This window comes from Candidatus Poriferisocius sp., from assembly GCF_965204015.1.
Taxonomy (GTDB): domain Bacteria; phylum Actinomycetota; class Acidimicrobiia; order Acidimicrobiales; family Bin134; genus Poriferisocius.
Map to the genome: position 1 here is coordinate 780,160 of NZ_OZ241965.1, position 18,974 is coordinate 799,133.

21 protein-coding genes are annotated in these 18,974 nt (G+C 65.7%); 8 read left to right on the forward strand and 13 right to left on the reverse strand.

Going from position 1 to position 18,974, the window contains the following annotated elements:
- Window positions 1-15: 15 nt before the first annotated feature.
- Both ACOGJC_RS03690 and ACOGJC_RS03695 read left to right on the forward strand, forming a co-directional pair.
- Window positions 16-834: an SDR family NAD(P)-dependent oxidoreductase gene (locus ACOGJC_RS03690; RefSeq protein WP_419847158.1), complete on the forward strand. Its 819-nt coding sequence runs from the start codon at window positions 16-18 to the stop codon at window positions 832-834.
- On the forward strand, window positions 831-1,787 hold the full coding sequence (locus ACOGJC_RS03695) for a zinc-dependent alcohol dehydrogenase (protein ID WP_419847159.1): 957 nt from the start codon (window positions 831-833) through the stop codon (window positions 1,785-1,787). Before ACOGJC_RS03690 ends, ACOGJC_RS03695 begins: the two co-directional genes overlap by 4 nt.
- Window positions 1,788-1,806: 19 nt before the next feature.
- Here ACOGJC_RS03695 and ACOGJC_RS03700 read toward each other — a convergent pair whose 3' ends face one another.
- Complete coding sequence (locus ACOGJC_RS03700) at window positions 1,807-2,553, reverse strand: tyrosine-protein phosphatase (protein ID WP_419847160.1); 747 nt, start codon at window positions 2,551-2,553, stop codon at window positions 1,807-1,809.
- 59 nt (window positions 2,554-2,612) lie between these two features.
- On the opposite strand from ACOGJC_RS03700, the gene ACOGJC_RS03705 reads away from it, so the two are divergent.
- Together ACOGJC_RS03705 and ACOGJC_RS03710 are read left to right on the forward strand one after the other, a co-directional pair.
- On the forward strand, window positions 2,613-2,951 hold the full coding sequence (locus ACOGJC_RS03705; protein ID WP_419847161.1) for a hypothetical protein: 339 nt from the start codon (window positions 2,613-2,615) through the stop codon (window positions 2,949-2,951).
- On the forward strand, window positions 2,948-3,529 hold the full coding sequence (locus tag ACOGJC_RS03710) for a Dabb family protein (RefSeq protein ID WP_419847162.1): 582 nt from the start codon (window positions 2,948-2,950) through the stop codon (window positions 3,527-3,529). The genes ACOGJC_RS03705 and ACOGJC_RS03710 overlap by 4 nt, the downstream gene beginning before the upstream one ends.
- Here ACOGJC_RS03710 and ACOGJC_RS03715 read toward each other — a convergent pair.
- The 9 genes from ACOGJC_RS03715 to ACOGJC_RS03755 are packed head-to-tail and all read right to left on the reverse strand — an operon-like array spanning window position 3,526 to window position 11,786.
- On the reverse strand, window positions 3,526-4,308 hold the full coding sequence (locus tag ACOGJC_RS03715; RefSeq protein ID WP_419847163.1) for an SDR family oxidoreductase: 783 nt from the start codon (window positions 4,306-4,308) through the stop codon (window positions 3,526-3,528). The genes ACOGJC_RS03710 and ACOGJC_RS03715 overlap by 4 nt on opposite strands.
- On the reverse strand, window positions 4,305-5,198 hold the full coding sequence (locus ACOGJC_RS03720) for an SDR family oxidoreductase (RefSeq protein ID WP_419847164.1): 894 nt from the start codon (window positions 5,196-5,198) through the stop codon (window positions 4,305-4,307). The genes ACOGJC_RS03715 and ACOGJC_RS03720 overlap by 4 nt, the downstream gene beginning before the upstream one ends.
- Window positions 5,198-6,100, reverse strand: coding sequence for an SDR family oxidoreductase (locus ACOGJC_RS03725; protein WP_419847165.1), 903 nt, complete (start codon window positions 6,098-6,100; stop codon window positions 5,198-5,200). The genes ACOGJC_RS03720 and ACOGJC_RS03725 overlap by 1 nt, the downstream gene beginning before the upstream one ends.
- A gap of 11 nt (window positions 6,101-6,111) precedes the next feature.
- Window positions 6,112-6,849, reverse strand: a complete 738-nt coding sequence (locus ACOGJC_RS03730; RefSeq protein ID WP_419847166.1) for a redoxin family protein — start codon at window positions 6,847-6,849, stop codon at window positions 6,112-6,114.
- Between the two features lie 20 nt (window positions 6,850-6,869).
- Complete coding sequence (locus ACOGJC_RS03735; RefSeq protein WP_419847167.1) at window positions 6,870-7,670, reverse strand: SDR family NAD(P)-dependent oxidoreductase; 801 nt, start codon at window positions 7,668-7,670, stop codon at window positions 6,870-6,872.
- Between the two features lie 53 nt (window positions 7,671-7,723).
- On the reverse strand, window positions 7,724-8,140 hold the full coding sequence (locus tag ACOGJC_RS03740) for a Zn-ribbon domain-containing OB-fold protein (protein WP_419847168.1): 417 nt from the start codon (window positions 8,138-8,140) through the stop codon (window positions 7,724-7,726).
- Window positions 8,137-9,315 carry an acetyl-CoA acetyltransferase gene (locus ACOGJC_RS03745; RefSeq protein WP_419847169.1) on the reverse strand — a complete coding sequence of 393 codons (1,179 nt, stop codon included), beginning with the start codon at window positions 9,313-9,315 and terminating at the stop codon, window positions 8,137-8,139. The genes ACOGJC_RS03740 and ACOGJC_RS03745 overlap by 4 nt, the downstream gene beginning before the upstream one ends.
- Window positions 9,316-9,324: 9 nt before the next feature.
- On the reverse strand, window positions 9,325-10,557 hold the full coding sequence (locus tag ACOGJC_RS03750; RefSeq protein WP_419847170.1) for a CaiB/BaiF CoA transferase family protein: 1,233 nt from the start codon (window positions 10,555-10,557) through the stop codon (window positions 9,325-9,327).
- Window positions 10,557-11,786, reverse strand: coding sequence for a CaiB/BaiF CoA transferase family protein (locus ACOGJC_RS03755; protein ID WP_419847171.1), 1,230 nt, complete (start codon window positions 11,784-11,786; stop codon window positions 10,557-10,559). Before ACOGJC_RS03755 ends, ACOGJC_RS03750 begins: the two co-directional genes overlap by 1 nt.
- A gap of 72 nt (window positions 11,787-11,858) precedes the next feature.
- Here ACOGJC_RS03755 and ACOGJC_RS03760 point away from each other — a divergent pair, with 72 nt between their 5' ends.
- Window positions 11,859-12,785 carry an NAD(P)-dependent oxidoreductase gene (locus tag ACOGJC_RS03760; protein WP_419847172.1) on the forward strand — a complete coding sequence of 309 codons (927 nt, stop codon included), beginning with the start codon at window positions 11,859-11,861 and terminating at the stop codon, window positions 12,783-12,785.
- Window positions 12,786-12,792: 7 nt separating this feature from the next.
- On the opposite strand, the gene ACOGJC_RS03765 is transcribed toward ACOGJC_RS03760, so the two are convergent.
- Window positions 12,793-14,274 (reverse strand): class I adenylate-forming enzyme family protein, encoded by a 1,482-nt coding sequence (locus ACOGJC_RS03765; RefSeq protein WP_419847173.1) that lies wholly within the window; start codon window positions 14,272-14,274, stop codon window positions 12,793-12,795.
- Window positions 14,275-14,335: 61 nt separating this feature from the next.
- On the opposite strand from ACOGJC_RS03765, the gene ACOGJC_RS03770 reads away from it, so the two are divergent.
- From ACOGJC_RS03770 to ACOGJC_RS03780, 3 genes are read left to right on the forward strand one after another with little or no spacing between them, the layout of a single operon-like run.
- Window positions 14,336-15,013, forward strand: a complete 678-nt coding sequence (locus tag ACOGJC_RS03770; RefSeq protein ID WP_419847174.1) for a class I SAM-dependent DNA methyltransferase — start codon at window positions 14,336-14,338, stop codon at window positions 15,011-15,013.
- Between the two features lie 54 nt (window positions 15,014-15,067).
- The gene (locus ACOGJC_RS03775; RefSeq protein WP_419847175.1) at window positions 15,068-16,294 is read left to right on the forward strand and encodes a cytochrome P450; all 1,227 of its coding nucleotides are present in this window, start codon (window positions 15,068-15,070) and stop codon (window positions 16,292-16,294) included.
- Window positions 16,287-17,108 (forward strand): class I SAM-dependent methyltransferase, encoded by an 822-nt coding sequence (locus tag ACOGJC_RS03780; protein ID WP_419847176.1) that lies wholly within the window; start codon window positions 16,287-16,289, stop codon window positions 17,106-17,108. Before ACOGJC_RS03775 ends, ACOGJC_RS03780 begins: the two co-directional genes overlap by 8 nt.
- 10 nt (window positions 17,109-17,118) lie before the next feature.
- On the opposite strand, the gene ACOGJC_RS03785 is transcribed toward ACOGJC_RS03780, so the two are convergent.
- Window positions 17,119-18,048, reverse strand: coding sequence for a VOC family protein (locus tag ACOGJC_RS03785; RefSeq protein WP_419847177.1), 930 nt, complete (start codon window positions 18,046-18,048; stop codon window positions 17,119-17,121).
- A 10-nt stretch (window positions 18,049-18,058) separates the two neighbouring features.
- Window positions 18,059-18,937: a hypothetical protein gene (locus tag ACOGJC_RS03790; protein WP_419847178.1), complete on the reverse strand. Its 879-nt coding sequence runs from the start codon at window positions 18,935-18,937 to the stop codon at window positions 18,059-18,061.
- Window positions 18,938-18,974 lie beyond the last annotated feature (37 nt).

Sequence of the window (18,974 nt, forward strand, 5' to 3'; positions counted from 1 at the left end):
AAGGCAGAGACCCAGATGAGCGCCAATGATCGAAAGACCGCCTTGGTCACCGGAGCCAGCCGGGGAATCGGAAAGGGCAGCGCCATCGCATTGGCTCGGGCCGGCTTTGACGTTGCTGTGTCGGCCCGGACCCTGGTGGATGGTGCAGGCCGGGACATGTACGACCCCAACCTCACCATTCCCGGCGGACTCGACACCACCGTGGAGGCCATCGAATCCGAGGGCCAACAAGGAGTGGCCTTCACCATGGACTTGTTGGACCGAGAAAGCGTGACGGCGTGCATCGATGGAGCGTTGGAGCACTTCGGCCACCTCGATGTGCTGGTGAACAACGCCATCTACCAGGGCAAAGTGAGCATGACCCCCTTCCTGGAACTGGAAGAGCCCGAGGTTCACAAGCTGTTCGAGGGGAACGTATTCGCCCAGCTGGCGATCACCGAGCGGGTGCTGGCCGCCATGGTGGAACGGGGCTCGGGCACCATCGTGAACATGATCTCGGCCTCGGCCTACACCGACCCGCCCGGCCCCATCGGCAAGGGTGGCTGGGGCATGGCCTACGCCATGAGCAAGGGGGCGTTCACCCGCATGACCCCGCACATCCACGTGGAGCACGGCCCCGACGGCATCCGCTGCTTCAGCATCGACCCCGGCTATGTGATCACCGAGGCGGCACGAGCCCGCAACACTGCGGGATCGTTCCCCTACCCGGGCGGAGAGCCGGCCACCATCGGCGCGGTAGTGGCCTGGTTGGCCACATCGCCCGACGCCGATGAGCACTTGGGCGGCATCGTGTACGCCCAGAGCGAATTCAAGAAGCGGGGCCTGTCGGCGTGAGGGCGGTGCGCCACACGCCCGAGGGCATCCGCCCGGTGGAGGTGCCGGTGCCCACCAAGGTGGCGGTGGGCGGCGCCGAGGGAGTGCGGATCCGGCCTCGCTCGGTGGGCATCTGCCAGACCGACCTGAACATGGTGGGCTTCGGGCCAAGGGAGATGACCTTCGGCCACGAGTTCGCCGGAGTGCTGGACGATGGCACGCCGGTGGCGATTGAGCCGATGGTGCCATGCGGGACGTGCGAGTTCTGTGGGATGGGCGACTACCACTGGTGCGAGAAGTCGCACGAGATGATCGCCGGAGTGGCCTTCGACGGCGGCATGGCCGACGAGATTCTGCTTCCCGAGCGGTGCCTGGTGAGGTTGCCCCACGGGCTGGACGTGGCCAACGCCTGCCTGTGCGAGCCGCTGGCCGTCAACATCCACAGCCTGGTGCTGGGGCGGTTGGAGAGCCGCCACCGCGTGGCCGTCGTGGGCCCCGGCATCACCGGATTCGGCTTGCTGGGTGGGGCCGCGGCCCGCTGGCGGGGCTGTGTGGTGGATGTCGAGCCGGATCACGACCTGCACGCGGAAGCTGCCGAGCAGATGGGCCTGGGGGTGGGGCTGTCGGGCACCTACGACATGGTCATCGAAGGTGACGGATCGGAGCGCTCCATCACCCGCTCCGCCGAGGTAGCCCGGCCGGGAGGAACGGTGCTGCTGGTAGCCGGGTATTACCAGAACAAGCTGTTCGAGGTACTGCCCTGGGTGCTGAAGGAACTGACCGCGGTGTGGGGAACGTTCTACGGCCACCACGGCGCGGGACGGGCCTTCGATTCCGCCGCCGCCCTGCTGGCCCACCGCCCCGAGGTCGCCGAGGCCATGATCACCCAGCGATTCCCCCTCGACGCCGCCAGCGAAGCATTTGCCCTCGCGGCTAGCGACACCCCCACTCTCAAAGTGGTCGTTGAGCCATGATTCGGGTGAGCTAGCAAGCTCAGACCAAGAACGACTCTCGCAGTCGCTCGATGCTCTGGGGCTTGACCCCGTATTCGAGGGCATAGCCCTCGGAGCCACCCCATTGGTCATCGACGATGCCCAACAGCTCGGTCATGGCACTGGTCGGGGCATTGGTTATGTCGTCGGGGAACTTCTCCCAGACATGGGCCAGATCTGGCAGCTCGACCAGGGACCGCTCCCGAATGGCCGGAACGGCAGGAGCGGTGGCGGCATAGTCGGCCACGATGTCCTGGCGATCTACCCCGGTCAAGCCCAGGATCAAAGCCGCTAGACAACCGGTGCGGTCTTTGCCGGCCATGCAGAAAAAGGCGGTCGGCCACCGATCAGGATCGGCCACCACCTCGATGGCGGCCGCAAATCGCTCGCCTCCGCTGCGGATCATGTTCTCGTAGAGCTGGCCGAAGGACTGGGTCCTGATCTCGGGATCGGGACGCTCGTAGGTGTGCATGGTCCGGTCGGTCGTGCCGACATGGTGCTCGACAATGCCCAGGGACGGATCAAGCACCCCGACCCGCTCTCGCTCGTCGTGCGCCCGCAGGTCCACGGCCGTGCGGATACCCAATCGACCGGCGACCACCTCGCCGTCGGCCGGGCTGAGGCGATGCATCGAGTCTGCTCGAAACAGCACTCCCCACTTGGTGGTGCCGCCCAGTGTGCTGGCGTAACCGCCCAAGTCCCGGAAGTTCACGCACCCGTCCAGCGGGATGCGCCTTTGATGGTTCATTGCTTCAGTTCCCGTCTTCCTTCCGGCCTTGCAATCTAGAACACCACTAGCGTGTGGTCGTGGTCGGGAAGATCCATGTGCTGGACGAGTTGACAGTTGAACCAAGGAACCTCGCGGGAGTGCGGCAGTTGATGGCCGAGGGCTACATGGCGGGCGCGGCCGAGCGAGGCATGACGTTGGAACAGACGTGGCTGACTCCGCCGATTGAGCTGTTCGACCAACCCAACACGCTGGTGTACTTGTGGTCGGTGCCCGATGCCGCCGCGTGGTGGGCCATGCGGGGCGCGGCCGGGCGAGATCCTGGCATCGCCGAATTCTGGGCTGAAGTCGACGCCCTCTGCGTTGAGCGGCAGCGGCGGTTCCTGGTGGACCATCCCCCTTCTGAGGAAGAGCGATGAGCCGCAAGCTGGCGCTGGTCACTCTGGCCGATGGGGCCGATCCCGGTCGGGTGGCCGAGCTGGAGACGGCCGCGGTGCTCGGTCGGCACCTGCCGGGCACGGTGGGCGGCGGCCAATACACCTGGGACGGCATCGACGACCCGATCCCACCCGGCTTCGAGGACGTGACTCATGTCGACCTGGTGGAGTTGGAGCTCATTGACGGTTCGTTGGCCGACCCCGATTTCACCGGGGAGATCAAACGCACCCTCCTGCTTCGGGTTGAGCCCGACGCCCCGGCCGATTCGGTGGCTGCGTTCGAACGGGATCTCATGGCCATGCCCGACCACATCCCGGCCATCGTGAACTGGACCCTCAGCCGGGTGGCCGGCCCGTCGAGCACCCGGTGGACCCATAGCTGGGAACAGGAGTACTACACCCTGGACGGGCTCAAGGTGGACTACATGATGAGTCCGCATCATTGGGGACTGATCGACGGCTGGTTCGATCCCGAGATGCCCCGGCAGATCGTGGACCTTGAGCTGGCCCACGTGTATCACGCCACCGACCGCTCGGTTTTGGCTGCCGCCCTCGGCTAGGGGTGCTGGGAGCTGACCGAGACGATCTCGCCGGTCATATACGTCGAATAGTCGCTGGCCAGAAAGACCATCACGTTGGCCACCTCCCACGGCTCGGCGGCCCGGTCGAACGCCTCCAGCGAAATCAAGCTGTCGAGGAACTCCTGGCTGGATGTCTTGGCCAGAAACGGGTGCATAGCCAGGCTGGGCGCCACACAGTTGACCCGCACGCCGGTCTCGGCCGCTTCAATGGCCGCGCAGCGGGTGAGCGCCATCACCCCGGCCTTGGCCGCGGCATAGTGGCTCTGGCCGGCTTGGGCCCGCCACCCCATCACCGAGGCGTTGTTGACGATGACCCCTGAACCCCGAGGCATCATGTGGCGCAGGGCAGCCCGGGTGGTGCGCATGGTGCCGTTGAGGGTCACATCGATCACCACCTGCCACTGCTCGTCGGTCATATCCACCAAGTTGGCGGTTCCCCCCAAGCCAGCGTTGTTGATCATCACGTCCACGTGGCCCAGTTCGGCCACTGCGGCGTCGATCAGGGCTTGGACCTCCTCCTCAGCCGTCACATTGCACATCTGTGTGGCCGGTCGCACTCCGAACTCTTCAGCCAAACGGTCGGCGGCTTCATCCAAGCGGCGCTCGTGGATGTCGCTGATAAGCACTTGGGCGCCCTCGGCTAAGCACCGCCGAGCCGCGGCATAACCCAGGCCGGTGCCCGCCGCCGCGGTCACCACCACGGTCTTGCCCTCCAACAGCCCCCGGCCTGGCGGTTCGGCGGGAACTTCCCGGCTCACGGCGACACCGGTGCCGGCGGCAGATCCTTCATGGCCTCGGCCAACTCGGCGATGGTCCACTCCCGCTCGTCGTCAAGAAAGTCTTGACGCAGCCACGGGGTGTACCAGCGGACGTCGCCGCCTTTGGCCATGAACACCCGACCGGTCACCTCGCAATCGGCGGTGGCCAGCCACCCCACCACCGGAGCGGGATGGAAGGGGTGGTACACGTCGAACCCCTCGGCGGGCTTGGCCACCATCTCGGCCACTCCCGGCGCCCCCTCGGTCATGCGGGTGCGGCCCGCGGGGGTCACGCAGTTCACCCTCACGCCGTAGCGCCCCAATTCTTGGGCGATGATCACCGTCATGCCGGCGATGGCCGATTTGGCCGCGCCGTAGTTGGACTGGCCCACCTGGCCGATCAGACCTGAAGTAGAGCTGATGTTGATCACCGAGGCGTTCACCGCCTCCCCGGCCTTGGTCTGGTCGCGCCACCAGCCGGCGCATACCCGGGTCATGCAGAACGTGGTCTTGAGGTGGCCGCGGATCACCGAGTCCCAGTCGTCCTCGCTCATGGAGGCGAACATTTTGTCCCGCAGGATGCCGGCGTTGTTCACCAGTACGTCCACCCCTCCTAAGGCGTCCAGCGTCTGAGCCAGCACTGATTCGGCCCCGGACATCTCAGCCACGTCGTCGCTGTTGGCCACTGCTGTGCCTCCGGCGGCAGTGATCTCGTCGACCACCGCCTGCGCTACCGCCGGATCGGCCCCAGTACCGTCGGCCTCACAGCCCAAGTCGTTGACCACCACCTTGGCGCCCTCGCCAGCGAACAAAAGGGCGTAGTGGCGGCCGATTCCCCGCCCGGCGCCGGTGATGACGGCGATCCGCCCCTCAAGCGCGCCGCCCGACATCAGCTGCCCTGAGCGGCCTGGCGCTGGGCGGCCTGCGCAGCCAGCAAGGCCATGGTGGGGTGCTCTTCGAAGCCGATGGTGCGAGGCAACGACTCTTCGATGCCCTCGGGCGTCCAACTGCTGTCGGGGGCGTACATGGAGCGAAGTTCGCCGAATTGGGCCCACACAGAAATGCGGGGACCGACCACGGTGTACACCTGGGCAGTGAGGTCCCGAGCAGCATCGCTAAGCAAGTACACGGCCAACGGCGCCACGTCTTCGGGCTCGCCGGCCTCGATCTCGAACGGGACGTTCTCCGACATGCGGGTCTTGGCGCTGGGTGCGATGCAGTTGGCGTTGATGCCGTAGCGCTTCAGGGCCAGCGCCGCGCTCTTGGTGAGCGAGATGATGCCGCCCTTGGCCGACGCGTAGTTGCACTGGGAGGTCGATCCGGTGAACGCCCCCGAGGTGATTCCCACCAGCGACCCGCCGGTCTCCTGCTTGCGCATGATGGCCGAGGCGTGCTTGTACACCGTGAAGTGGCCCTTGAGGTGTACCCGGATCACATCGTCGAACTCTTCTTCGGTCATATTGAAGATCATCCGCTCCCGCAGGATGCCGGCTACGCACACCGCGCCGTCGATGGACCCCCAAGCGTCCACCGCAGCCTGAACCGCGGCCGCGCCCCCCTCCATGGTGCTGATGTCGGAGGCCAAGGCCAGAGCGGTACCGCCCGCCGCCTCGATCTCAGCCACCACCGCGTCAGCCACCTCCGATGACGGGTCGGAGCCGTCCAGCGACACGCCGTAGTCGGCCACCACCACGTTGGCCCCGGCCGCCGCACAACCCATGGCGATGGCCCGCCCGATGCCGTTGCCCGCACCGGTGACGACGATGTTCTTGCCTTCGAGATATCCAGTCACGGGCGAAAACCCTACCCTTCGCCTGGAGCCAACAGTTGGTCGAAGAGCTCAGCCAATCCCTCGGGGGGAATTCGGCCGCTTCCTCTGAGGGCCAACGTTCCGTCCCCAAACACGAAGACCCAGAACGGGGTGCCTGACTGACCATAGGCGGCGGCTATTTCATTGTCGGCGCTGTCCACCAGAACCGGGAATGGCCAACCCTCGTCGGCCAACCATTGGCTGGGCGGGTAGTAGTCCCTGTCGGGGTCAACCAACGTGACCACGCTGAGAAGATCTACCCCTTCAGGCAGGTTGTTGCCTGCGGCTAGCCAGTTGGTGAATTCGACAACCTCAGCCTGACAAGCCGGGCACCAGTGAGCCAGAAACACGATGGCAGCCGGCCGCTCTCCTGGTGTCCATTCCAGCGGTGAGCCGTCTATGGCGGTGCCAGAAAGGCCGGGCACCGGTTGGCCGAATGCGGGATCGGCTTCCGGAGATTCCCCAATTGGCCCAAGCGGTGGACCGAAGATCTGCACCGGAGCAACCTCGACCGGCGTGGGAACCTCGGTAGCAGGGACAGTTGCGACGGGTGTGGGCTGCTCGGTTGCCGTCGGGGTCGCCAATTGCGTCGGCTGCTCGGTTGCCATCGGTGTCTCGACTCCGGTGGGAGCCGGTGCAGCTTCGTCGTCGTTACCACCGCAGGCAGCAGCCAGCAGCAGGGCAGCGGCAAGCAGCGCTACTACGCGGCGGACAGTGCGCTTGAACTTCATGACCACAGGCTACGGGCTGGCTACAGCGGCATCACCACGCCGCCGTTGGGCCGCATGGTCTGCCCGGTTACGAACCGGCCAGCCTCGGAACAGAGGTAGAGAATGGCGTAGGCAATGTCGTTGGGGTTGCCCACATAGCCAAGGGGGTTCATCTGGGCGATGGTGTCGAAGTGGTTCCTCTGGCGCTCCGGGTCCACCTTGCCGTCGTCGTCGAGGAAGTGGCGGTCGTAAATCGGGGTCTCAATGGAACCGGGCGCCACCGCATTCACCCGGATGGGAGCCATCTCCACCGCCGCGGTTCGGGTGATCATCTTCACCGCCGCCTTGGTGAGGGCGTACACCGAGATCATCGGGGCGGGCATATCGGCCCCGGCCGATGACAGGTTGACGATTGACCCCGATTTCTGATCAGCCATGGCCCGGCCCGCGGCTGCGGTGCCCCAGTAGACACCCTTGATGTTCACGTTCATCACCCGGTCGAGCTGCTCGGGGGTGGTGTTCACGATGAGGCTGTCGGTGATGATCCCAGCGTTGTTGACCATGACGTCCAGCCGACCGTGCCGGTTCACCGCGTCGGCCACCAGAGCATCCACCGCGGCTTTGTCGCTCACATCAGTCGGCACCGCCGACCACGAGGCCCCCAGCGCGTCCAGCTCCCCACCGGTCTCTCCCATCCCGTCGGCGTCAACGTCCCCCAGCACTACCGAAGCCCCAGCCTTGGCCAGCGTCACCGCCGTCCCCCGGCCGATCCCCGAAGCCGCCCCCGTGACCACCGCCACCCGGTCGGAAATATCAAACGCAGCAATGATGTCGTCGTGCATGGCCCCATCATGGCCCGCGTCGGACAGGGATCAGGAACCGTGATTGAGGTCCATTAGCTCGGCTCCCAGAAGACCATGGCGTGGGTGTCGTCGTAGGTGCGGGCGTAGGCGGTGACAGGCATGCCGATCTCTACGGATTCGGGGTCGATGCCGGTCAGGCCGCCGAACATTCTCACTCCTTCGGGGAGGTCGATCATGGCCAGCACATAGGGCAGTTCGGCGAAGGCGGGGACGCCGTATTGGCGGACCACGGTGTAGGTGTAGATGGTGCCGGTGCCGGCAGCCTCCATCCACTCGGGCTCGGCGCCGCAGGCGGTGCATATTGCTCGGGGATAGTGCTGACGATGGCCGCACTCCGGGCACTGCTGGATAAGCAATCGGCCCTCAGCCGCAGCGGCGAAGAACTCTCCATATTCGCCCTCGCCGGCGGGTACCGGTCCCTGCCACTCCAGGTCGCGTACAACCCTCATGACGGCCGGTCCTTGCCCAAGATGACGGTGGCGATGGCCGACAGCCAGCCGCCCGAGCCACAGGCCAGGGCTAACTCCGCGTCGGGCACCTGGGCCTCGCCAGCGTCGCCCCGGAGCTGGCGGACCGCTTCGATCAACAAGAAGATGCCCCGCATCCCCGGGTGATTGGACGACAGGCCCCCGCCGTCGGTGTTGGTGGGCATCGACCCGCCCCGGCGCAGGTGGCCTTCTTCCACATAGGCGCCCCCCTCGCCCCGACCGCAGAAGCCCAAGCCCTCCAGCATGAGCATCACAGTGATGGTGAAGCTGTCATAGAGCTGGGCGGTGTCGATGTCGGCGGGTGCCACCCCCGCTTGGCCCATCGCCTCCGGTCCGCACACCGCGGCGCCCATCTCCGTGAAGTCGGGCATCTGGTGGATGTTCCAGTGAGTCTGGGTGCCCGCCGCGCCCAGCACGTAGATCGGGGGCCGGCGCAGGTCGCGGGCGATCTCCTCGGTGGTCATCACCAAGGCCCCGCCCCCGTCGGTGATCACACAGCAGTCCAGCTTGTGCAGCGGATCGGCAATCATGCGGCTGTTCACCACGTCGTCCACCGTGATGGGGTCGCGGTAGCGGGCATCGGGATTGAGGCCGGCGAACTCTCGGACCCCCACGGCGATCTCGGCCAATTGCTCCGAGGTGGTGCCGAACTCGTGCATATGGCGGCGGGCGGCCAGGGCATAGGCGCCCACCAGGGGCAATCCGTAGGGGGTGGCCATCTGCATGGCTCCGGTCACCGGCTGGGCATCGCGCTGAAACCCGCCGGTGCCCAACACCCGGCCCATGCGGGTGAGCTGGTCCGAGCCGTACGTGATCAGCACGGTGTCGCAAAGCCCCTCCCGGATGGCGGCGGCGGCGTGCTGCACATGGAACTCGAACGAGGAGCCGCCAACCATAGTCCCGTCGATGTATCGGTGGTTCACCCCCAGGTACTCGGCCATGGAGACCGCGTCATCGCCCGCTCCCGGCCCACCGCCGCTGGTGCTCACGTAGCCGTCGATGGCCGACTTGGCGATGCCGCAGTCGGCGATGGCCCGGCGGGCGGCTAGGGCATGGTGCTGCACCGAGTTCAGGTGCGGCACCACCGGATAGTCGCTGAGGCCGATGCCGCAGATCACCGGGTTTCGGGAAGGCACTGGGGCAGCCTAGGCGAGAAGGTTGTTGTGCTCGCCGACGTGGGGGGCGCGGTGGCGGATGCGGTAGGGGGATTTGGGGGCGATGTACGGCGCTCCCAGATAGGTGAAGCTGCGGCCCAGGTCTTCGTGCACTACCTCGACGGGGAAACCTCGCTCTTGGAAGTGGGGGTCGGCCAGCACTTCTTCGGGCGAGTAGATGATGCCCACCGCCAGCCCCCGCTCTTGGGCGCCGATGAAGAACTCGTAGGCGGTGATGTTCTCGGAGATGAACCTGACTGCCTCTCGGGCGGCGCCGAACATGGCGGTCACCTCCGGATCCTGGCCGACCTGCGAAAGATGCAGATCCTCTTCGAGTTGGGCCCCCATCTCCAAGAAGAAGAACTCTTCAAATTGGTCTTTCAACCCCAGACTCTCCATCCACTCCACTACCACGGCGAAGTCCCGAGCCGAGCGGGGTGGGAAGCCGGTGTTAACGTCGATGCCGTCTGCCGACAGTGCCCGGGTGAACGTGGTGGGCTCGATGGCTGCGTGGCGCCCGGTCTGGCGCTGCACCTCGTCGCCAGCCACCAACCACTGCACCGAGCCGAACTCGGTGGTCACGTTGGCCGCCGCGTGCATGCTGACGTCCACAAACTGTCCTTGCCCGGTGCGGTCTCGGGCCAACAGGGCGGTCTGGGCGGATAGCACCGCGAACACCGAACCGGTCTGGTACCCCTGGTTGCCGCCGCCCCGCTGGGGCGGAATGGCGTGGTCGTCATAGCCGCAGCTCCACACCGGCCCGCCCGCGGCCAGCACGGTGAGGTCAATGCTCTCTTCTTGAGACCGCGGTCCGTTGCGGCCAAACGGTGTGAGCGACACCCAGATCAATTCAGGATGGTCGGCCCGCAACGTGTCATGGTCGATGCCCAGGTCAGCCAATCGGCCAGGACGCTCCGACTCCAGCACCACATCGGCGCTGGCTACCAGCGAACGGAACCGATCTCGATCGCCTTCATCCCCTAGATCCAGAGTCACTCCCAGCTTGGAGGCGTTGTAGTGCCACCACCACAGGCTGCGTTCGGGATCGGGTTCGTCGTTTAGAAACGGTTCAAATCCCCGGGTGTGGTGACCATCGGGGGGCTCTACCACTATGACCTCAGCCCCCATTCCGGCCAGCAGCAACCCGGCATAGGCCGAGGCCTCTCCGGCCAGCTCCACCACTCGAATTCCCGCCAGTGCGCCGGGCAGGTCGTGCCCCGTCATCAGATCACCCCTTCGGCCGCCAAGTCGGCCAACTCGGCGTCTGAATGACCGAGCAGGCCCCCGAGAATCTGGCGGTTGTGCTGGCCCAACAGGGGTCCGCCCCGCTCCAGAACCCAGTCGGTTTCGGAGAAATGAGCGGGAATGCCGTCGACCCGGACCCGGCCCATCTCGCCGTGGGTGACGGTGGGCCACAATCCCCAGGCCTCGGTGTTGGGGTCGTTGTCGATTCGGTCCACCGGCTTGGCCACCCCCGCCGCGGGCACGCCCACTGCCTGCAACTCGGCAGCCGCCTTGAACCGATCCCGACCCGAACTCCAGGCCCGCACCGCATCGTCCAACTCGTCCTCATGGGCCAGTCGCCCGGCTAGATCATCAAACCGGCTGTCGTCGATGCCCATAAGCCCGGCGATGGCCTGCCAATCTCGGTCGTCCCGGGCAGCCAGGGCCAGCCAGGCGTCGTGCCCGTCGGCCTCATAAATGCCGTGGGGGGCCATGGCCGGGAACTGACTGCGGTTGGAGTAGGGCATGCCGTCGCGCCGCAGTGGCCTTCCGTTCACGGTGTTGTCCAGCACCACCGGGCCGAGCATGGTGGCACCCGCGTCGGTACACGACATGTCGATCCACTGGCCCTCACCGGTGCGGCTGCGGTGGAGGAGCCCGGCCATGATGGCCATGGCCATGAAGTTGCCGCCGTGGTGGTCCATGTAGGAGTAGCCCCAGCCGGCCGAGGGCATGTCGGGAAGCCCGGAGGTGAACGTGAGTCCACAGCAGGCCTGCACGATCGGGCCCCACGTCTTGTACTTGCGATAGGGACCGACGTGGCCGAACCCGCAGTTGGACACGTACAAGACGTCGGGCTTGATCTCCTTCAGACGGTCGTAACCGAAACCCAAGCGCTCCAGCACTCCGGCGGCGAAGTTCTCGGTGACGGCGTCGCTCACCGCGATGACCTCGGCCAGGAGCTCTTTGCCCCGCTCGGTGCGGAGGTTGAGCGTGACCCCCAGCTTCTCCACGTTGTGGTTGTTGAAGCAGCCGCCGAACTCATGGCCCCGGCGGTCGTCCACGAACGGGGACGTTCCCCGGAGCACATCCCATTTGCCAAGGCGCACCGGATCCTCGATGCGGATGATCTCGGCCCCGAAGGCGGCCATCCACCGGGTGGCCCCCGCTCCGGCCAGCTGCCCGGTGAAGTCGCAGATGCGAATGTGGGACAAAGCCTCAGATTTCACGGCCCGACCTTATGCGGTCGGATTCAGCGGCCACCGAGTCGGGAAACGCCCACAGTCCCTAGGCTTCAGCCCGTGCGAGTGCTACACCACATGGAAGACGGGCGGCTCGACTCGATCATCGCCCAATTCGAAGACGTGGAGTTCGTGTACGTACCCCGCCAAGGCGACATCCCCGAGGGTGCGTCCGGCGACGTGCTGTTGACCATTCCCCGGGGCTATCCCAATCTGGCCGAGCTGCTGGACCGGGGCGTGGAGTGGGTACACGTGACCAGCACCGGGATCGACAGTTTCCCCCTCGAACTGCTGGGCGACCGGGTGATGACCTGCTCCCGAGGGTCCTCGGCCATCGGCATTTCCGAGTGGTGCCTGGCCATGATGCTGGCCTTCGAAAAAGATCTTCCCCACGTGTGGCTGAACCGCCCGCCCGAGCGTTGGTTTACCGCTGATTTGGGGGCGCTCTACGGCAAAACGCTGGGGCTCATCGGCCTAGGGGGCATAGGCACCGCGGTGGCCCGTCGAGCGCTGGCCTTCGAGATGTCGGTGCTGGCTTTGCGACGCACCGCGGCACCCTCGCCCATGGCCGAGGTGGAGATCGCCCGGTCGTTGGAAGAGCTGTTGGAGCGCTCCGACCACATCGTGGTGGCTGCGCCGGCCACTGCCGCCACCCATCACCTCCTGGATGCCGACGCCCTGGCCAAAACCAAGCCAGGCGCTCACATCATCAACATCGCCCGGGGCGACCTCATCGACCAAGTCGCCCTGCGAGCCGCACTCGACAACGGGCACATCGCCCGGGCCTCATTGGACACGGTGGAGCCCGAGCCCCTGCCCGAAGGCCACTGGCTCTATGACCATCCCCAGGTCCGACTGAGTGCCCACGTGTCCTGGTGCATGCCTGAGTCGTGGGACTTTTTGATGGCCCCCTTCGCCGACAATCTTCAGCGACGCTTGGACGGGCATCCCCTGGAGGGAATCGTTAACCTCGACGAGGAGTATTAGTGGACCTCTAGCCGTCGGTTGACGATACTGCCGCCACCACGTCGCGGCGGCGAACCTGGCCGGTGGCGGGGGTGCGGGGGATGGCATCCATGGTCTCGATACGGCGAGGGTGCTTGAACCGGGCCAAGCGGTCGCTCAGGTGGGCCTGCACTGCATCGAGGGTGGGTAGGGCAGCACCGGGAGCCAACACGAACACGGCGCAGACCACCTCGCCCCAGCGGTCGTCGGGAATGCCCACCACCGCTACCTCGACCGCACCGGGGAAGTCGGCCAAATGGCCCTCGACCTCGGCGGGCGACACCGTCTCCCCACCGGTGCGGATCACGTCCTTGACCCGCCCGACGATCGAGTAGAAGCCGTCGCCGTCCACCTCGGCCAGATCGCCGGTGCGGAACCAGCCGTCGTCGGTGAATGCCTCAGCCGTGGCCTCGGGATTGTCGAAATAGCCGTCGAACATGAACGGGGATCGAGTTTGCAACTCGCCCTGTTCGAGGCGCACCTCGGCTCCGGTGTGGGCCTGGCCGCAGCTTCCCGGCCGAGACTCCATGTCGGCGTCGTCCAGCATCGTGACCGAGCCCGCTTCAGTGGACCCGTAGAACACCCGTCGATGGGCGTTGGGGAACGCCGCCTTCAAGTCGGCCAGCAGTTCGGGCGGGGTGGCTGAGGTGCCCGAGGTGGCGAATCGCAGCGAGGCCAGATCGGCATGGCGACCAGCTTCCAGCACCCGGCGCCACACCGCCGGAATGCAGTTCATGTAGGCGGCTTGGTAAACCTGGACCGCGTCGATGAGGACGTCGGCGTCGGCCCGGTCGGTGAACACCACCAGGCCCCGGGCCTGCCAGGCCTGAAGAGCGATGGTCCACGCCCCCATGTGGAACATCGGGAACATGCACACCGTGGCCCCCCTCGGCTCCAGCAGCGCCGGAGTGCGGGTGCGGAGCCAATTGCAACGGTGCGACAGCACCACGCCCTTGGACTTCCCGGTGCTGCCGCTGGTGAAGAACACCACATGGGGATCGCTCTCCCCCACTCCCGACGGCGCCGGCGCGATGGCCGACGCCGACTCGGCCTCCGATACCAGATCGAGCCCCGGCCCGGTCCCCCCCAGCCGCACCAGCGGCACCCCCACCGCATCGGCCACTGACTGTCCGGCCTCGGCATGTCCAGGATCGACCACCAGCAGCCGGGGTCTGGCCAGGCCCACCATCTCGGCCGCCTCTTCGGGCGACAGCCGGGCGTTGGCCGGGGCGAACACCGCCCCTGCTCGGGCCAAGGCCACAAATAGGGCCACCGACGCCAGGTTGTTGTCGCTCCAGGTAACCACCTGATCGCCCCGACTCACGCCGAGGCCGGCCAGCACATGGCTCATCTGGCTGGCCTGCCGACTCAGCTCTCCGTAGGTGATCGTCTGCTCACCTAACACCGCCGCCGGACGAGACGGCACGGTCGCGGCCGCATTGTCGAATACCGAGCCGATAACCAACTCCATCGCCGGGCACACTACCGGGAGATGGGGCCTCCAACCGGTGTGGTCACTACCGTGAAGAGTAATGACGGAGCAAACAGAGCCACGATCTAGGGCCACAGAGCTCGCGCTCGAAAAGGCCTACGCGGCCAAAGGTCCGAAGGCCAATCGCGAGCTGTACGCATCGTGGGCCAAGACATACGAGTCGGGCTTCATCGTCGACAGCGGATACGTCTACCACCAAGAGGTGGTCAAGGTTTTCTGCGATGGATTTGCTCAAAAAGGCCAGCCTGTTTTGGACGTGGGCTGCGGAACCGGAGTCATCGGCGGCGAGCTGGCCAAGTTGGGGATGTCGGTCATCGATGGCATCGACATCTCGCCGGAAATGCTGGCCGAAGCTGCGGCCAAGAATCACAACGGCCGCCCGGTGTACCGGCAACTCATGGAAGCCGACCTCACCATTCCGACCGATCTGGCCGACAGTGCCTACGCCGGCGTGGTGAGCTCAGGAGCGTTCACCCATGGAATCCTCGGACCGGAGACGATTTTGGAGTTGCTTCGAGCGGCCAAGCCCGGTGCTCGTTTCGCGCTCGGGATCAACTCTGCTCACTTCGAAGAGTTCGGCTTCGGTAACTGGCTCGGGCAGCAGCAGTCGGATGGCCATATCGAGGAGCTTAAATTCAGGTTGCGGCCCATCTATGGCGAAGCAGACGAGGCCGACCCCAACCAGTGGAGCCGCATCGCGGTTTTCGCCGCCACGTGAGCAAGGCCGCCGGACTCTTCAGCCCGGCGAGCGGCAACGTGGCACCATAGGGCCATGAGCTTGACGTCCGATCCGCTCCCCGGCACCGATGAGGCCAAGGGGTTCGATCCCTTCGCCTATCCCGAGGAGGTGCCCATCGACACGCTGGCCGAGCTGCGGTCGGAGTGCCCGGTGGCCCGGACTCCCACCGGCTGGTACCTAACCAAGTTCGACCATGTCCTAGATGCCACCAGGGACGTGGAAACCTTCGTGTCCAGCTTCCGCGATCCCGGCGTGGTGGTACCCGAAGAGGAAAAGCTCATCAGCGAGATCCCCGAACCCCGCCACGGCAAGGTGCGGCGGATCATCAACGCCACCGTGGCCCACCACAAGTCGATGCGGGCCGAGCCGTTCGTGCGGGATCTGTGCCACCTATATCTCGACCCGATCTTGGAGCGGGGCCACGGGGAGTTGGTGGCCGAGTTCATCACCCCGGTGCCCATCAACGTGATCTCCCATCTCATCGGGGTGCCGGCCGAGGATTGGGAGCAGTTCCACGCCTGGACCGACGAAGTGGTGCTGGGCGACTACCCCCGCACCAACCGCAACGAGCGGGGCGAGGGCCTGGCCGGGGCCCACCCCGAGTTCTGCGCCTACATCGACGCCCTGATCGCCGAGCGGCGGGCCAGCGACGAAGCCCCCGACGACCTAGTAACCCGGCTCATCACCACCGAGATCGAGGGCCATCGCCTCAGCGATGTGGAGATCCGCACTCAGCTGGCCTTCCTCATCATGTCGGGCAACGAGACCACCCGGCACCTGATCGGGAACCTGCTGTGGCGCATCATCGGCGACCCCGAGCTGTTCGCCACCCTCAAGGCCGACCGGAGCCTCTCTGAGCGGGCAGTGGAGGAATCGCTGCGGATCGACTCCCCCGCCCACATGCTCATTCGGGATTGCACCGTCGACACCGATGTATTCGGTGCTCCGATGCGCAGTGGCGACAAGATCGTGTTCGGCGTGTCGTCGGCCAATCGGGACGAGGACTACTTCGACCACCCCGACGAGTTCCGGCTCGACCGGGACCGCCCCAAAGATCACGTCGCCTTCGGCGGCGGCCCCCACATCTGCCCCGGCGCCAGCCTGGCCCGCCTCGAGGGCCGGGTGGCACTCGAGGTGTTCTTGGACCGAGTGGCATCTGCCGAGCTGGCCCCCGGCTGTGTTCGCAAGAAGACCCCGGTGTTCTGGGCCAACGGACCCGACCGCCTCGACGCCTTCTTGACTCCCGAACCCGTTGGCTGACCAACAGCCCGAGGGCGAGACCTACACCCACGGTTACCACCAGGTGATCGTGGGATGGCACTCCCGGCGCACCGCCGAGTCATGTGCCGCCTTCCTGCTGCCTCGACTGCGGCCCGATGCGGAGGTGCTCGACATCGGTTGCGGCTCGGGCACCATCACCGCTGGTTTGGCCCGCCGCGCTGGCCGGGTGGTGGGCATAGACCTGTCGGCTGACGTGGTGGATGTGGCCCGTGCTCACGCCGACGACTGTGGCCTGTCCAATGCATCCTTTGAGGTCGGCTCGGTCTACGAGCTTCCGTGGGACGACGCCAGCTTCGACGTGGTGTACGCCCATCAGGTGCTCCAGCACCTTTCCAATCCGGTCCGGGCTTTGCGGGAGGCCCGGCGAGTGCTGCGGCCCGGCGGGCTGGTGGCCGTGCGCGACTCCGACTACGCCACCATGGTCCACGCCCCCGTGTTCCCGGCCATCGAGCGCTGGCGAGACCTCTACCACCAGGTTGCGACCGCCAACGGCGGTGAGGCCGACGCCGGTCGCTACCTGCTGTCGTGGGCAAGGGAAGCCGGTTTCACCGATATCGAGACCACAGCCTCCACCACCGCCCACACCGACCACGAAGGCCGGACTGTGTGGGGCGAGATGTGGGCGGTGCGGGCAATCGAAAGCGATTTTGCCGAACACGCAGTCAACAACGGATTCGCCACCCGCGATGAACTACAGGAAATCTCCGACACCTTCCGCGAATGGGCCGTCCAGCCCGACGGCTTCTGGGCCTGGGTAAACGGCGAGGTGATCGGGGTCCGCCCGTCGGACTGACTGGTCGCCGCTAATCGACCGGCGGGCTCTCAATGAGCTCGACACAGGTGCCGTCGGGGTCCTCGAAGAACAAGGCTCGAAGGTCAGAGGGAAGACCTGGGCCCATTTCCAACTCCACCGGCGGGGAGTAGCACATCACCTCGGCATCGACCAGTGCGGCGTAGTCCCGGTCGATGTCATCGGTGAGCAGGGCCATCCGGAAGATGCCGAGCTCGTTGGCCTGCCGTCGAGCACTGCCAGTGGGTCGGGGCTGCTTCCACTCCACCAAATCGAGAATGAACCCGGAGGGGCTGGCGTTGGGGGCGCCGATGAACCAGGCGTCCCAGGCCACCTGCCCGTCTACCCGGAACCCGCTGCCGGGTTGAGGCTCCGAAGGACACGAGCGAATCCGAGCGTTCAGTCCGAGCAAGTCGCAGTAGAAGTGGCGAGAGCGCCTCAGGTCGGAGCAGTTCACGTTTACGTGGGCCAGCCGGGTGCTGTCGCCCTGGACAAACTGCACCGCGGTCCCATCGGGATCGGAGCACAAGAAAAGCTCTGGAGCCGCCATCCCCTCGGCCCCGAGGTTGACCCGCACCGGCGGCGACCACACGTCGTGCCCGGCATCGGTGAGTCGGCGGTGCAGCCCGGCCAGGTCGTCGGTGAGGATGCACAGCCGGCCGAAGCCCAACTCGGTAACCGACGCCGGCGGCAACCCTGTCGGTCGGGGCACCTGCCACTCCAGCAGATCCAGCACCACCCCGCCGAGAGCGTCGTCACCCGCCATGATCCAGGCGTCCCACTGCACCTCGTCCAACCCGAACGCCCCACCCGGCTGAGGCCGCTCCGGCCGAGTCCGAACCGTCGTCCGCAACCCCACCAGATCCCGATAGAACCCCAGCGATCGTTCCAGATCCGAGCAATTCACATTCACATGAAAAAACCGCAGCGGTCCCACAGGCATAGATCGTTGACTACCACACCGTCTTCAATTTGTTCCTAGCCCATTCCGCGAATTCATCGACTTTCCCATTGGCTCCTGGCGACGAAGGCAGATTCCAGTTCCATCCCAACACCCTGATCGAGCGACCCAGCGGGACTCCGCGGATCTCATCGATGGCTCCAAACCAGGCAAATCCTCTGCTCCGCCTGCCGCTTCGAGAAACTAAGTCCAGATCTGGCACCCGCTCCTCAACGAGAGGCTTGCCAACAAGATCTTGGAATCCCCCTACAACCCTTCTGCCGTTTAGCCACAGCAGTTCAACTGGCATTCCACGTAGCATCGCAGTCACGGCGCGCACCCCTAGTCCAAGTAGCTTCTCCTGCGTCAGCGGCGGAACATCAGCCCACACCTTGTAGGTCGGCCAAGGCACCAAATCGATATGACACGCAGTGCCCGCCTTGAAGGACGCTCCGTCCACGATCTTGCCAAGAAGCTTGTCAGGATGGCCGAACCACGTCATCCAGGGGTCAGGACGGCTCAACTCAGGCTGATGTTGGAAATACCGCTGACAGGATGCTGCAATCTCTTCAAGGTGTCTCCGTCTGGCAGCTTCCCAACTCTGGATCCCCAGAAACCCCAGGTCGGTAAGCCTCTCGTCGGCACCCTTGGGGTTTAGAGCGACCGATGCCACCTTCGCGTTGGGAGCGTCGCCATAGAACGGCACAGGGGATTTCCAGTCAATCACCTCCGGCTCCCCATCCAGTGAGCCATTACGTAGCGGCTCAATCGCTGCCTCAACCGCATCACTCAGATACTTAGGCGTTTCTGCCATGCATTCCCTCGCCACTCCATCCCGGCCCCATTTGTAATGCCGGCAGAGAATAGGGGCGTCCACCAGCATTGATGCCATCACGGCTATGCCTGGTGGAGGTGTCACGACTGAGGGT